We start from the raw sequence: 13,712 nt of genomic DNA, 5'->3' as shown, positions 1-13,712 counted from the left end.
GGCAATACCCATTATTTTGCAAAAAATTGCGTAAATAAATAGTATTTTATAAATATAGATTTTCGGATACATATAAATCTTAAATAAGAATAATTATCAATACTATTGTATTTAAGTTTTAAGTGAGATATAATTAAGAAAACAGGATAGAGTATGAAAAGACAGAAAATCTTTGTATAAATTTTTGATATATAATATGTGAAAGGTGGGAAAAAGTATGCATAAGGTTGTTTTACTGCGGCATGGAGAAAGCCTGTGGAATATGGAAAATAGATTTACTGGCTGGACGGATGTGGATCTGTCACCGAGAGGTATTGAAGAGGCAAGAGAGAGTGGCAAGACTTTAAAGGCAGAAGGATACACTTTTGATTGTGCTTTTACTTCTGTACTTAAAAGGGCTATAAGGACTTTGTGGATTGTTCTTGATGAATTGGACAGGATGTGGATACCGGTTTACAAATCATGGAGGCTCAATGAAAGACATTACGGAGCACTTCAAGGGCTCAATAAAGCTGAGACTGCCAAGAAATACGGAGAAGAGCAGGTAAAAATATGGAGAAGGTCTGCTGATGTAAGGCCTCCTGCATTGACAAAAGATGACCCAAGATACCCCGGTTTTGACCCCAGATATGCTGACCTTTCTGAAGATGAAATTCCCCTCACTGAAAACTTGATTGACACAATTAATAGGGTTATTCCGTATTGGAAATCAACAATTGCGCCGACGATAAAATCCGGTAAAAAAGTCCTCATAGTTGCCCATGGAAACAGTTTAAGAGGGCTGATAAAATACCTTGACAATCTTTCAAATGAGGAGATAATGGAGCTAAACATCCCTACAGGAATTCCCTTAGTTTATGAGCTTGATGATGATTTAAAGCCTATAAGGCATTATTATCTTGCCGATGAAGAGAAAGTAAAAGAGAAAAAGAAATTAGTAGAAAACCAAGGAAAGATTTAAGGAAATTCTTAAAATACTGGTTTGTCTTATTTTTACTTGTTTTTTGGCTTTTAAAAGTGTACAATAGAAATATAAGGAAGTTCTAGATTGAAAGGTGGGTTTTGTATGTTAAGCAACAAAATGTTGGAAGGATTAAATAAACAGTTGAATTACGAAATTTATTCTGCATATCTATATGTAGCAATGGAAAATTATTTTCAAGAGAAAAACTTAGAAGGTTTTGCTAATTTCTTCAAGGTTCAGACACAAGAAGAACTTGCACATGCGAGAATTTTTTACGAGTACATATATCGCATGGGTGGGAAAGTGACTCTGTACCCGATAGAAAAACCAGAGGGAAACTTTGAAAGTATTTTAGACCTTTTTAAAAAGGCTTTGAGTCATGAAAAAACTGTAACTGAAAGGATTTACAAGCTTGTTGATATAGCAATTGAGGATAAAGACCATGCCACAAATGCATTTTTGCAGTGGTTTGTTAATGAGCAGGTAGAAGAAGAAGAGAGCTTCCAGAGGCTTGTTGACAAGTTAGAGCTTATAGGAGATAACATACAGCCTATATTCATGCTGAATGCTGAATTGGCTCAAAGGACATTTGTATTACCTGCTCCACTTGCGCAAGGACAGCAATAAACGGTTCGTTGTTTGTTTAAATTTAGGCATTTTTAAAACGATGACTCTGCTTATGGAAACTTAACGAAATCGCGGAAATACAGTACGGGGGTATGCTTTTTTGATAAGGTATATCCCCATGAATTTTTTTAAAAAATATAAGATAAGGTTTTCGTTGTTAAACTATAGACAAAGCGTAATTTATATAGTAAAATTTATGTAAGGAATACTGTTATAATTATATCAAATAAGAGGTGTTTTTTATGAGTAGTCATAAAAGAATTGTTATCATTGGGGCCGGGTATGGGGGCGTACACGCCGCCAAACTATTAAACAAAAAATTTAAAAATGATAGCACTGTAGAAATAACTCTTATTGACAAAAAACCCTATCATACATTGTTAACAGATTTACATGAAGTGGCTGGTTCCAGAATAGAACCTGATAGCGTTCGTGTGTACTTACACAAAATTTTCGCAAACAAAAAAGTAAAAGTCATAACAGATGAAGTGGAAAAGATTGATTATGAAAAGCAAAGCGTAATTGGAAAAGATGGGGAGTATAACTATGATTATTTGATTTTAGGGATTGGAAGTGAACCATGTGATTTTGGCATACCCGGTGTGTTTGAGTATGGGTTTACGGTAGGAACGTTAGAAGCTGCTATTAAGACAAGGGAACATATTGAGGAGATGTTTAGAAAAGCGAGTGTTGAAAGTAATGCAGAAAAGAAAAGAAAAATGCTTACCTTTGTGGTAGCTGGCGCAGGGTTTACGGGAATTGAAACTGCAGGCGAATTAATGGAATGGACAAAAAGCTTGTGTGACAAATATCATTTAGATCGCAATGATGTTAAAATTATGGTGGTAGAAGCGCTGAATACCATACTTCCCAACTTAAATGCAAGATTAGCTGCCAAAGCTCAAAAGTTTTTGAACAGAAAAGGAGTAGAAGTTTTGACTAATGCTCCTATAGTGGAAGTAGCAAAGGATTATATAGTTTTAAAAGATGAAAGAAAGATTGAAACAAAAACGCTTATATGGACCTGTGGAGTTCAAGGTAACAAATGCGTTGAGAATTTTGGCTTAGAGTTAGGTAGAAGATGTAGAGTCCAGACAAATGAATACATGCAAGCAGTAGGCAAAGAAAATATCTATGTAATAGGCGATTTAGCATACTATGAGTTAGATGGAAAACCTATTCCTCAAGTTGTAGAGACAGCACTACAGTCAGCTGAAACTGCAGTACACAATATAGTGGCTGATATAAAAGGAGAAGAAAAAAAGCCTTTTAAACCTAGATACCATGGTTTTATGGTTTCTATAGGAAGTAGATATGCAGTAGCAGAACTTATGGGTGTGTCTTTGACAGGCTTTTTAGCAATGGCTATGAAGCACCTTGTAAATATGCATTACCTTTTTGGAGTAGCAGGCGTTGATGCCGTGTTATCATACATTTACCATGAGTTCTTTGAAGTTAAAAGCAATCGCTCAATATTGGGAGGACATATTGCCGCGCATATTCCTATCTTTTGGCTTGTTCTTTTAAGAATATATGTGGGTGCATTGTGGCTTATAGAAGGCATAAATAAGATACAGCAAGGATGGCTTGACCCTTCAAAAATATTTATTATAACTACCTCTGATGTATCCGGTGCTACAGCTAAAGCTGGCGAAGCTGCAACTGCAGCGCAGGCCTTGCAGCCATTGTTAAAAGAGCCTCCAGCTTTCTACAAATGGTTTATGGATACTTTTGTAGCACCACATGCCTTCTTATTCCAAGCAATGGTAGTGCTTGCAGAAGTAGCGATAGGTCTGGCTTTAATAGCAGGTTTGTTTACCGCCTTAGCATCAGCTGGTTCTATATTCTTGGCACTGAACTTCATATTATCTGCGATGGCAGATAAGTCTATATTGTGGTATATTTTTTCAGCTATAGCTCTTATGGGAGGAGCGGGGAGAGCTTTTGGACTGGATTATTATGTGATACCGTGGATAAAAAATTGGTGGAAAAAGACTTCTTTTGCCAGAAGAACGTATCTTTATGTTAGCTGATGTAATATGAAAGAGGGTTATTTATAGTGAAAAAAGGTGATATCCTCATAGTACTTTTTGTGGCGATTTTGTCTATCGGGTTGTTGATATTTTACAAAGTATCAACAACCCAACATTATCCCCACAAATATGCGGCAATAATGGTAGACGGTAAGATATATAAAGAGGTGTCCTTAGATGATGTTAATTATCGAGAAGAGATACCTATAGTTACAAAATATGGGAAAGATGTATTGCTGGTTGAAGATGGTGGGGTAAAGGTTATTTACGCTGAGTGCCCAGATAAAATTTGTATAAAAGAAGGATTTATTGATAAACCGGGGCAAAGTATAATATGTTTGCCGTTTAGGATAGTTGTAGAAATACGGGGTGTTAAAAATGACAAAGTTGACCAAGTCGTCTATTGAGCATACAACTATGTCAAAGACTCAGAGAATGGTTTTTCTGGCTATATTAGTTGCTAATTCTTTAGTCTTATACATTATAGAAGGAATATTACCTGTCCCTTTTATTGCTCCCGGTGCTAAGTTAGGACTTGCTAACATAATCACAGTCGTATCTTTGTATTTGTTTGGCTTTTTTGATACATTTATTGTGCTTGCTGTAAGGATATTGCTAGCAACATTTTTTGCTTCCTCGCCATCTTCCTTTTTTTATAGCATAGGCGGAGGTTTATTAAGCCTTTTTGCCATGTTTTTCGCAAAAAAAGTAGGCAAAGAAAATATAACTGAAGTTGGGGTCAGTGTTATAGGTGCTGTATTTCACAACATTGGTCAGATGCTGGTAGCTTCTCTTATAGTGCAAAATATCAATATAATGGTTTATATACCTGTATTAATGATAGCTGGAGTTGGGACTGGCATTTTTGTGGGATTGTCTTCAAAATTTATTCTAAAGCATTGGAAGAAATTAAAAAATCTAAATTTACATTGATTAAGGTGGTCAGATGGATAAGTTTTGGAATAATAATTTAGAAATAAAAAATGAGCTTGATGAAGTTATAAAAATAATGGAAAAACGTATAAAAAACTCCAATAGGTCAATTAGAAATATATTGTTAGATATGATTCGTAACAGCGGAAAGATGCTTAGGCCTGCTTTTGTAATCTTGTCTGGGAAATTTGGAGAATACGATAGAAAAAGGATATTACCTTTAGCTGCTGCTGTTGAGATGCTCCACATGGCAACTTTAGTACACGATGATATAATTGACAATGCTTTAATAAGACGCAGTAAACCTACTATCCAAGCAGAATATGGGAAAAATTATGCGGTATTTATAGGGGATTTTCTTTTTTCTGAATGCTTTTTGCTTTTATCCGATAACATTACTATTGAAAATCTTAAGAAAGTGTCAAAAGTGGTGTCTAGAATATGCAAAGGTGAAATTGGACAATTTGAAAGCCGATACAATATAGATATCACAATAAATGATTATTTGAAGCGGATAGCTGCAAAAACTGCTGCACTTTTTGCCTTAAGTTTTTACGTGGGAGCTTATGAAAGCAACTGTGGAGAAAAGTTGGCTAAAATATTGGGAAGTATAGGATACAATATTGGCATGGCTTTTCAAATTATAGACGATGTTCTGGACTATACTGGAGAAGAAAATGTGGTTGGCAAACCTTTGTGCAATGATATAAGACAAGGAGTTTTTACACTGCCTTTAATATATTCTTTAGAAAAGAATAAAGACGAAAAAATGATAGCATTACTTAAAAAAGAGAGTTATTGTGAGGAAGACATAAAACGCATAGTTGAATTCGTTCAGGAAAATGGTGGTGTAGACCGGTCAAAAATGCTGGCAGAAAAATATACTAAAAAAGCCTTTGATAAAATATCTATGTTGAAAGACTCTCCACCTAAACAAATTTTAATTGAAGTTACGAGTAAGCTTTTATATAGGAATTATTAAAAAATATGTAAAGCTATTTTTGGAGGAGATTATATGAAAAAATCCATAACTTCTTTTGTAATTTTTTTTCTAATATTTAATGCCGCCATTATACTATCTGGATGTTCAAATAAAAATTCACAGCCTATATCTGATACCCAATTTGCTTTAGATACTTATTGCACAATAACCATATACGATAAAGCTCCGAAAAAAGTATTAGATGATGGATTTAAAGCTATAAGAGATGTAGAGGACAAGATGAGTGTTGCCATCAAAGGCAGTGAAGTGAATCAAATTAATGAGAATGCAGGTGTTAGACCTGTTAAGGTTTCACCTGACACCTTTTATGTGATAAAAAAAGCGGTACATTTTTCTGATGTTGAAAAGGGGTATTTTGATATTACAGTAGGACCTATAGTAAAACTTTGGAATATAGGCACCGATAAAGCCAGAGTACCTTCACCTGAAGAAATAAAAGCTAAACTTCCTCTTGTAAGTTATAAAAATATAATACTGGATGAAAAAAATATGACTATTATGTTAAAAAACAAAGGTATGAGCATAGATTTAGGAGGTATTGCCAAAGGATATGCGGCAGATAAAGTTGCACAAGTTTTAAAAAAAGAAGGTGTAAAACATGCCATAATAAATTTAGGAGGTGATGTCCTTACAATAGGAACAAAACCAGATGGCAGTAACTGGCGTATAGGTATTCAAACTCCTTTTAAACCAAGAGGTGAGTATTTGGGCATAGTAGAGGTTTCCAATAAAGCTGTTGTTACTTCTGGAGTATATGAAAGGTATTTTGAAAAAGATGGAAAATTATATCATCATATATTGAATCCTTTTACAGGGTATCCTGCAGATAACCATCTCTACAGTGTGACAATAATAACAGACACTTCTATTGATGGCGATGCGCTTTCAAAAATTTTTGTTATGGGATTAGAAGAAGGTTTAAAACTTGCAGAAAGTTTACCAGGAGTACAAGCTATTTTTGTCACAGATGACAAAAAAGTATATATAACTTCCGGATTAAAAGGCAATTTCAAAATTACTGACCCTGAGTATAGTTTAATGACTAGATAATTTTGGCTTTGGAGGGGAGAAATTTTATGAACAAATCAGAATTTTTGAGGGCTTGGAAGGGATTTTGGCAATTGGCAGATCCTAAGATATGGGTAGCATCTACTGTACCTATGTTTGTTGCAGCTGCCTATGCATATGGCAAAACTGGAGAATTTAACTTTTTATGGTTTGTTATATCTTTGATAGGTATTTATTTTATTGAAATTGGCAAAAATGCAGTTAATGAATTTATTGATTATAAGTCTGGAGTAGACACTTTTGTAACTCCAGATAAAAGGACTCCTTTTAGCGGTGGAAAAAAGACCATAGTCGAAGGTAAACTCACAGTTGAAGAGACAATACTTATTGCAATTATAACAATGCTTGCCGCTTGTATCATAGGATTGGTTATTGTAATCTTTAGGGAACCTTTGGTGTTAATTGTAGGATTATTAGGAGTTTTGATGTCAATTTTTTATAGTTTACCTCCCTTTAAATTTAGTTATAATGGACTTGGAGAAATAGCTGTGGGAGTGACATTTGGACCTTTAATAGTGATGGGAATGTATTTGGTGATGACACATCGCGTAAGTATAGATGTTTTACTGATTTCCTTGCCTATAGGTTTTTTAATAACCAATGTTCTTTGGATAAATCAATATCCCGATTATGAGGCTGACCTTAAAGGCCATAAATACAATTTATTAGTAAGGATAGGCAAAGAAAAAGGAGTAAAGGTATATGCAGCCCTTTATGGAGCAGCATATCTCTCTTTCATTGTAATAGCTGTTGTTACCAAAAACTTACTATGGTTATTATCTTTTATAACAATTCCATTAGCAGTACAATCTGTAAATATTGCTCGTAAATATTATGACAATATACCACAGTTAGTAAAAGCGAATGCTAATACTGTGAAGATATATCAAATTACAGGAATTATGATGATTTTAGCTTCATTGCTGTCCAAAACAAAATTTTAGTGAGACAAATTGATGGAGTTTTTTGTAAAGGAAACGTTTTTAATTTATATATCTTGATATTATTTTAACGTAATGGTATAATATTCTTAAATAAAAATTTATATTGAGGAGAGGTGTAATTGTATGAAAAGGATTTTGGTTCTTATGTTGGTAGGGGTGTTTGCTTTGTTTGTACTGAGTGGCTGTTCTTCAAAAACAGCAAGCGGTGGTTACAAAGATGGTACTTACAAAGCAGAACAGCCTAATTTTGACAGTCATGGCTGGAAGGGACAAATAGAAATAACTGTAAAGGATGGCAAAATAGCATCTGTAACCTATAATGAAGTTAACAAAGATGGGCAATTTAAGAGAAATGATCAACAATATGCCGAAAAGATGAAAGAAAAAACTAATATTACTCCAAAAGAAGCAGATGAAAAGTTAGAGCAACAACTAATAGAAAAGCAAGATCCTGCTAAAGTAGATACAGTAACAGGGGCTACAGAAACTTCGAAAACTTTTAAAGAATTAGCTACAGAGGCTTTAAAGAGTGCAAAGTAATTTTTGAGTAGAGAAAATAAAGGGGACAGTTTTTAAAGCTGACCCCTTTAAAATTTATTAAGACATAAGCCTCTTTTCTCCTTCTATTGCTTTTATAGGAGCGATATCCTGTGTTACATCTAAAGTACCTATATATTCACCATTTTTGTCCCTTAAAGCAAAATATCTTATAAATACATATTTGTCACCCAACTTTATCCAGAAGTCTTCATGACTTTTTTGCCTGACTTGAAGTCCTGAAGCAGCTGTTCAACAATATGGACACTTGTAGGTGGGTGACAATATTGAACTTTTCTGCCAATGACGGATTTTGTCCTTGCAAATATTCTGTCTTTTGTGTTGGAAAAATATTTTACTATGTCATCTTTGTCTACAAAGGTTATGTCAAAAGGGAGATTATCAAATATGGCACTTATTTCTTCTGGTTTTAAAATACCTGTGTCAAATTTTATATAACCAAGGAATGCTTTATTACTAAATTTTTCTTTTTTTTCAACATTGACACGTTCTGGGTGCCATTTTATCTCTGGTTCAATAAGGCAATATCCTATTTCATCACTTTCTTCCATTATACTTATCCATTCATCTTCTGTGAAGGTGTCTAATGCCATAGGCAAAAGTATATTTTCTTCTTTAAAAATCATGTCTAATATTTTGTTTAATGTAGCATTGGCATGTTGTAATATTTCTTCTTTTTTCGAATTATCGTAATTAATAAGGCTTGTTCTCAAGTCTTTGAGCATTTTCCTTATTTCATCATCAACACCCCACATGACAGAGGGAGGTCCCGTTATACCGTATTTTTCAAGGTACGGAAAAAGCAGGTTTTCTTTTCTCGAATAATGCTTGTCTATGTCCATTAAAAGATTAATATGCTCTAAAAGCTTTTGAGCGTCTTCAAAACTTCCGCTGTTTTTCAACTTTTCAAGAGTAGGTTTTATATTTTCATTAATGTGCTTTTCTATTGCTCTATTTTCTTCTTTAAAGGTGTGCACTGGATGCCCCGGAATTGTTTCGGGCTTTTTTAGTTGTTCTAATGAATCTCTAAACACTTCAGCATGGACATCACATAGCCTCTGTACTTCTTTTACGTCTAGTCCCTCGTTTATTAGTTCTTGTTCTATTGCTGGCAATTCTGTAGAAGTTATTCCATTTATGACATCTTTAAATTTTTCCTTAACTTCCGCAACGCTTTTACCCCTATGAAGTTCTTTTATAACTTCTTTTAAAAGTTTCCTTCTGTATTCCCTATTATTAATAAGTTCACTCATGGGAAATACCTCCTTTTCTCTAACATACCTGATTATATTTTACCCTGTATTGAAAATTTTACTGTAACGTATATCACAAATTTAAATAATTTTTATGAATTTTTGTATCTAAAAGGCCTTATAAAGAGTTGTTAAACTGTTGAAAATCTGCTGAGATTGTGATATCTTAAAATAAAATCATAATTAGAAAAAGCAGTAATGAACATTAGGGCGGGTGAATTTTGTGAGGAGTCTACCCAATATGACAGAGGGAGAATACAGAAAATTGTATGCATTCTATCCGAGGAAAATTGTGTTGCTGATACTCCGACTCATTGCTTTTGTATAACTGCCAGAATAAATAGTATTGGAAGAGTAGTTTCAAAAAGTTTTGGCTATAGAAAAAGGTAATAAAAAATCAGAGAGTGTAAAACCTGCACTCTCTTTTTTTACAAATTATTTTGCAGAGTAATAGCATCTTTTAGGAGACATTATTAAATCTTCTTTTTTTAATTCTTTAATAGCCTTTTCAACTTCTTTTTTGTCAAGGCCGGATTTTTCTACAATATCACTAGGACGCAGAGGCTTTGAAGATTCTCTTAAAGTTTTTAATACTATCTCTTTGGCATCCATTTTATTTTTCCTCCTTAATACACATTACAATTTTATATTGATTACGATTCCATTATAATGTCAATTCTTATTTTTGACAAGAACTTCTAAAATAATTTTTTAACGATAAAATTAAGACTTCACTGGCTTCTCCAACTACTGCTTTTGTAGCTTTTCAACAAAGGGTATAGTTCTTTATTTTCTTTTTTTATTCTAATTGGTCATGCAGCTATGATGGAAGGATATGGATTAAGACTTAGAGATAAAGATGGCAAGATTATATGGGATTTTTCTTCAATGTCATATATGATGAATATGATGGGAAAATGGAATAAGAAAAATATTTCTGAAAAAACTCTTCCCATCATTGTAGATGAAAAAAACAGTGGGATATGTGGATATAATTTATTATGAGCCGATGATGATGAGTGACTTGGATTTTAAGTTTTTATATGACATTAGCAGATATAATGTTATAGCAACGGTGATAGCTATTTTTATAGCATTGATTATAAGTATTTATGTGTCAAATTATATTACAAGACCGTTAGTTAATATTACGGAAGTTGCTAAAAAGCTTGAAAAAGGTGATTTTACTGCAAAGGTATATGATATACCTAAAGAAGAAGAGCTATTTAAGCTCACAGCTGCAATATACTTTATTATATCATTATTTCGAGGCACAAAAAATAGAAACAAAGAGAGGGATGCGATAGAAATTTTAAAAGAAAGATATGCAAGAGGGGAAATAAGCGAAGAGGAATATCTTGAAAGAAAAAAATACTTGAAAAAAAATAATTATATTATCATTTTTACTCCAGCTCGTTTATCATCCTTAATACTTCATCTGCTTGTATTGCGGCGACTGCCATGACTTTGGGTGCCAAAGGTTTCTTTTCATTAATCGATGTAACAAAATCACCCACAATTGAAAAGTTTTTACCCCGTTTTATTTTAATATTTTCGCAATCACCAAATCCTGCGACACCTGAAGCCAAAACCACTTTTTTATTATGTTTTTGGGCTTTTTTAAAAATCAGCGTTTTGGTAAATTCATTGTCAACAGCTTCCACAACTATATCATGTTGAGGGATTAACTCATCTAAATTTGACTCATCAATTTTTATATTTTTGGCTGCTATGTTTGCGTGGGGGTTGATTTTAAAGAGAGTATCTTTAAGGGCTAATACCTTTTTTTCTCCTACATGGTGTAAAAAGTAATTTTGTCGGTTGAGATTTAAGATGTCTACCTCATCAAAATCAACTATTGTGAGGTTTTTAATGCCACTTCTTATAAGCATTACTGCAACATTTGAACCAAGTCCACCACAGCCAATGAGAAGAATTTTTACTCTTGAAAGCTTGTCAAGCATCTTTTCATCAAAATAATTTTTAAGCATTACATCAAAAAGATTCATGCATTTTTCACTCTCCTTACTTTGTTTGTAATTTTAAATGTTGACTTTTGTGTAAGAAAAAGGCTGGTTTTAAAAATTTTTTATACTACCAGCCTTAGGTACAATCTCTACACTAGCCAACGGTATTAGAAACTTTTGTAAGTCTGCAAAAAGAACATTCTTCCGTTGTTGTGACATGGCCACAAGTTTTGCATTCCTTCAATTCAATATTTTCTACCTCTTTAAAATGTTTTTTGCCCTTTTCAAGGAAGCCAATCAAAAAACGCTGTTTTGTGCCAGGACTTTTTTCTTCCAGTTCATTTAGCAATTCTTTATAAAGAATTGAACGAGCTCCAACTGAATAAGGACACTCTTCATGTAAAAATTCAATTTTGTTTAAAAGTACGTAATACATGTTTTCTTTTTCTGTTAAAGTATAAAGAGGCTTTACTTTTTTTATAAGTTTCGGATGAGTTTGAGGTAAAACTGGTCCCTGTCTTGCAAGATAGCTTTCTCCCCAATTCAAAATATTGCCTAAAAGTGTTGCTACTTCGTCATCTAAATTATGGCCTGTTGCAATAACTGAAAATCCATTGTCGTAAGCTACTTTGTTAAACAAGTATCTTTTAATTGTTCCACATACGGAACAGGGGCTTCGTTTTAAAGTCTTTGAAAGCTTGTATATATCAAGCCCGAATTCTTCTTTAATATTTTTTACAATGAGTGGGAGATTATTTTTCTTTGCAAAATTTTCAACCACCTCTTGAGACCTGTTTGAATACTCTCCAATTCCAAGGTTTATATACATTGCGACAACGTTATAACCTTCCTTGGCTAGAACGTCCCACAGAGCCATACTATCTTTGCCGCCAGATACTACCACTAAAACTCTATCGTCTTTTTTAAACATTTTATTTTTTTGAATGTTTTTTAAGACTTGGTTTCTATAATAATGTAAAAAACACTCAGCACAGAAGGCTGCATTATGCCTTTTTAGAGTGATAACTGCTTTTTTCTTACATCTTATGCACTTCAATTGGTAAAGCCTCCTTCTACTAACCTCCAGAAACTACCGATATTATCTCTACTACATCATCATCTTGAAGAATTTCATCTGGAGTAACTATTTCTCCATTTTTTATAAAGACATGTGATTCTAAATTTATCTCCAACTCTTTCGCGAGTTTTTCAACATTTTTTGGAGCTTTTATTGTAATTTGATTGTCTTTTCCTACAAATATTACTGTCATTCTTGATACCCCCGTAGAACCAAATCTCGAAAATTGTGCGGTAAAATTATTTATAACACATTTGAACTATTCGGTCAAGAATTTTAAAAGGAAGTAGAATGTTCAACAAATACATATTAATGAATGAATCAGGAGAGGTAATACTATGCAAAATAATCAAAGGGCCTTTGTTTTAGAGAGGTTTGGTTGTGGAAGTTGTGCCCTAGATGCAAAAGGAAGTCCACTGAACGCAAATTGTGATTCTGATAGTTGTAAGCTTTTTTTTGAGAATGATGACTCTAATAAAGTATACAGGAGAATCATTCAATATGGGATTTCTGCTATCTTGTTTGCGATAGCATTGCTATTTAATTTATTGGTTTATATCAAATTTACCTTATTTTTTATAAGTTATTAATCGCAGGAGGAGATGTCGTCTTAAAAGCTGCCAAAAATATTTTGAAAGGGCAGATTTTTGATGAGTATTTTCTCATGAGCATAGCGACAATTGGTGCTTTTGCTATTGGAGAGTATCCTGAAAGTGTAGCCGTAATGCTTTTTTACCAAATTGGGGAACTTCTGCAGGATATTGCTGTTGATCATTCGAAAAGGTCTATTATAGAGTTAATGAATATTCGTCCCGATTATGCTAACTTAAAAATTGGATATGAAATAAAGAGGGTTTCACCACAAGGAGTAAGACCGGGAGACGTCATCATAGTAAAGCCTGGTGAAAAAATACCACTGTTTCAAAAATACTAGAATTTATTGAAGAGGCTAGCAGTAAGAAAGCTCCTACAGAAAAATTTATGACAAAGTTTGCGAAATATTACACTTCTATTGTTGTTTTTTTGGCATTGATTATTGCAGTATTAAATATGCGTGTTATTGCAGCAGTGTGACAGAAGAAGAAATTATAAAGGCGGTAGTAGAATATGGCGCTAATACTATGAAAGAAGTTTTAAAACTTACGGGTGCAATGAGCAATTCCGATTGTCAAAGAAAAAATCCGTTGGGCAAGTGCTGCCATAAAATAGTGCAGGAAGCTATTGATAAGGGCTTGAATATTCGCAGTGGCTTGGTATAAAGGGCGAAGAGTATTCGCCTATTTT

At 33.5% G+C, this 13,712-nt stretch carries 14 protein-coding genes and 4 pseudogenes; 13 read left to right on the top strand and 5 right to left on the bottom strand.

What is annotated here, in order from left to right:
* The first annotated feature begins 217 nt into the window (after positions 1–217).
* From gpmA to EB239_RS00595, 9 genes are all read left to right on the top strand, one after another.
* A complete protein-coding gene (gpmA, locus tag EB239_RS00635; protein WP_003869711.1) occupies positions 218–961 on the top strand; it encodes a 2,3-diphosphoglycerate-dependent phosphoglycerate mutase in 744 nt (247 codons plus the stop codon).
* Positions 962–1,066: 105 nt separating this feature from the next.
* Entirely contained in the window at positions 1,067–1,591 is a 525-nt protein-coding gene (locus tag EB239_RS00630) for a ferritin (RefSeq protein WP_003869712.1), read from the top strand.
* A gap of 242 nt (positions 1,592–1,833) precedes the next feature.
* The gene (locus EB239_RS00625) at positions 1,834–3,624 is read left to right on the top strand and encodes an FAD-dependent oxidoreductase (protein ID WP_003869713.1); all 1,791 of its coding nucleotides are present in this window, start codon (positions 1,834–1,836) and stop codon (positions 3,622–3,624) included.
* 26 nt (positions 3,625–3,650) lie between these two features.
* Entirely contained in the window at positions 3,651–4,031 is a 381-nt protein-coding gene (locus EB239_RS00620) for a NusG domain II-containing protein (protein WP_003869714.1), read from the top strand.
* On the top strand, positions 4,003–4,557 hold the full coding sequence (locus EB239_RS00615) for a Gx transporter family protein (RefSeq protein WP_050984240.1): 555 nt from the start codon (positions 4,003–4,005) through the stop codon (positions 4,555–4,557). Before EB239_RS00620 ends, EB239_RS00615 begins: the two co-directional genes overlap by 29 nt.
* Before the next feature lie 13 nt (positions 4,558–4,570).
* Positions 4,571–5,539, top strand: a complete 969-nt coding sequence (locus EB239_RS00610; protein WP_003869716.1) for a polyprenyl synthetase family protein — start codon at positions 4,571–4,573, stop codon at positions 5,537–5,539.
* A 33-nt stretch (positions 5,540–5,572) separates the two neighbouring features.
* A complete protein-coding gene (locus EB239_RS00605; protein WP_003869717.1) occupies positions 5,573–6,610 on the top strand; it encodes an FAD:protein FMN transferase in 1,038 nt (345 codons plus the stop codon).
* Positions 6,611–6,636: 26 nt separating this feature from the next.
* The gene (menA, locus tag EB239_RS00600; protein ID WP_003869718.1) at positions 6,637–7,572 is read left to right on the top strand and encodes a 1,4-dihydroxy-2-naphthoate octaprenyltransferase; all 936 of its coding nucleotides are present in this window, start codon (positions 6,637–6,639) and stop codon (positions 7,570–7,572) included.
* Positions 7,573–7,695: 123 nt separating this feature from the next.
* Entirely contained in the window at positions 7,696–8,112 is a 417-nt protein-coding gene (locus tag EB239_RS00595; RefSeq protein WP_003869719.1) for an FMN-binding protein, read from the top strand.
* A gap of 57 nt (positions 8,113–8,169) precedes the next feature.
* On the opposite strand, the pseudogene EB239_RS00590 reads toward EB239_RS00595, so the two are convergent.
* A pseudogene (locus tag EB239_RS00590) lies at positions 8,170–9,383 on the bottom strand (DUF438 domain-containing protein).
* 435 nt (positions 9,384–9,818) lie between these two features.
* Positions 9,819–9,995, bottom strand: a complete 177-nt coding sequence (locus EB239_RS00580; RefSeq protein WP_003869722.1) for a MarR family transcriptional regulator — start codon at positions 9,993–9,995, stop codon at positions 9,819–9,821.
* 195 nt (positions 9,996–10,190) lie between these two features.
* On the opposite strand from EB239_RS00580, the pseudogene EB239_RS14815 reads away from it, so the two are divergent.
* A pseudogene (locus EB239_RS14815) lies at positions 10,191–10,629 on the top strand (HAMP domain-containing protein); the annotation flags it as partial.
* A pseudogene (locus EB239_RS15175) lies at positions 10,618–10,767 on the top strand (SHOCT domain-containing protein); the annotation flags it as partial. The pseudogenes EB239_RS14815 and EB239_RS15175, both read left to right, overlap by 12 nt.
* Before the next feature lie 19 nt (positions 10,768–10,786).
* On the opposite strand, the gene thiF reads toward EB239_RS15175, so the two are convergent.
* The 3 genes from thiF to EB239_RS00555 all read right to left on the bottom strand — a co-directional run bounded on the left by thiF (position 10,787) and on the right by EB239_RS00555 (position 12,621).
* Positions 10,787–11,392: a sulfur carrier protein ThiS adenylyltransferase ThiF gene (gene thiF, locus EB239_RS00565; RefSeq protein WP_003869724.1), complete on the bottom strand. Its 606-nt coding sequence runs from the start codon at positions 11,390–11,392 to the stop codon at positions 10,787–10,789.
* Positions 11,393–11,504: 112 nt separating this feature from the next.
* Positions 11,505–12,407, bottom strand: a complete 903-nt coding sequence (locus EB239_RS00560) for an ATP-binding protein (RefSeq protein ID WP_003869725.1) — start codon at positions 12,405–12,407, stop codon at positions 11,505–11,507.
* Between the two features lie 19 nt (positions 12,408–12,426).
* A complete protein-coding gene (locus tag EB239_RS00555; RefSeq protein WP_003869726.1) occupies positions 12,427–12,621 on the bottom strand; it encodes a MoaD/ThiS family protein in 195 nt (64 codons plus the stop codon).
* Positions 12,622–12,766: 145 nt separating this feature from the next.
* Here EB239_RS00555 and EB239_RS00550 point away from each other — a divergent pair.
* A pseudogene (locus tag EB239_RS00550) lies at positions 12,767–13,490 on the top strand (heavy metal translocating P-type ATPase); the annotation flags it as partial.
* 8 nt (positions 13,491–13,498) lie between these two features.
* Positions 13,499–13,687 (top strand): bacterioferritin-associated ferredoxin, encoded by a 189-nt coding sequence (locus tag EB239_RS00545; protein ID WP_039929175.1) that lies wholly within the window; start codon positions 13,499–13,501, stop codon positions 13,685–13,687.
* Positions 13,688–13,712 lie beyond the last annotated feature (25 nt).

The organism is Thermoanaerobacter ethanolicus JW 200 (assembly GCF_003722315.1).
GTDB classification, from domain to species: domain Bacteria; phylum Bacillota; class Thermoanaerobacteria; order Thermoanaerobacterales; family Thermoanaerobacteraceae; genus Thermoanaerobacter; species Thermoanaerobacter ethanolicus.
Note: the sequence above shows the minus strand (reverse complement) of the source record. Positions and strands in the feature narration are given on the sequence as shown.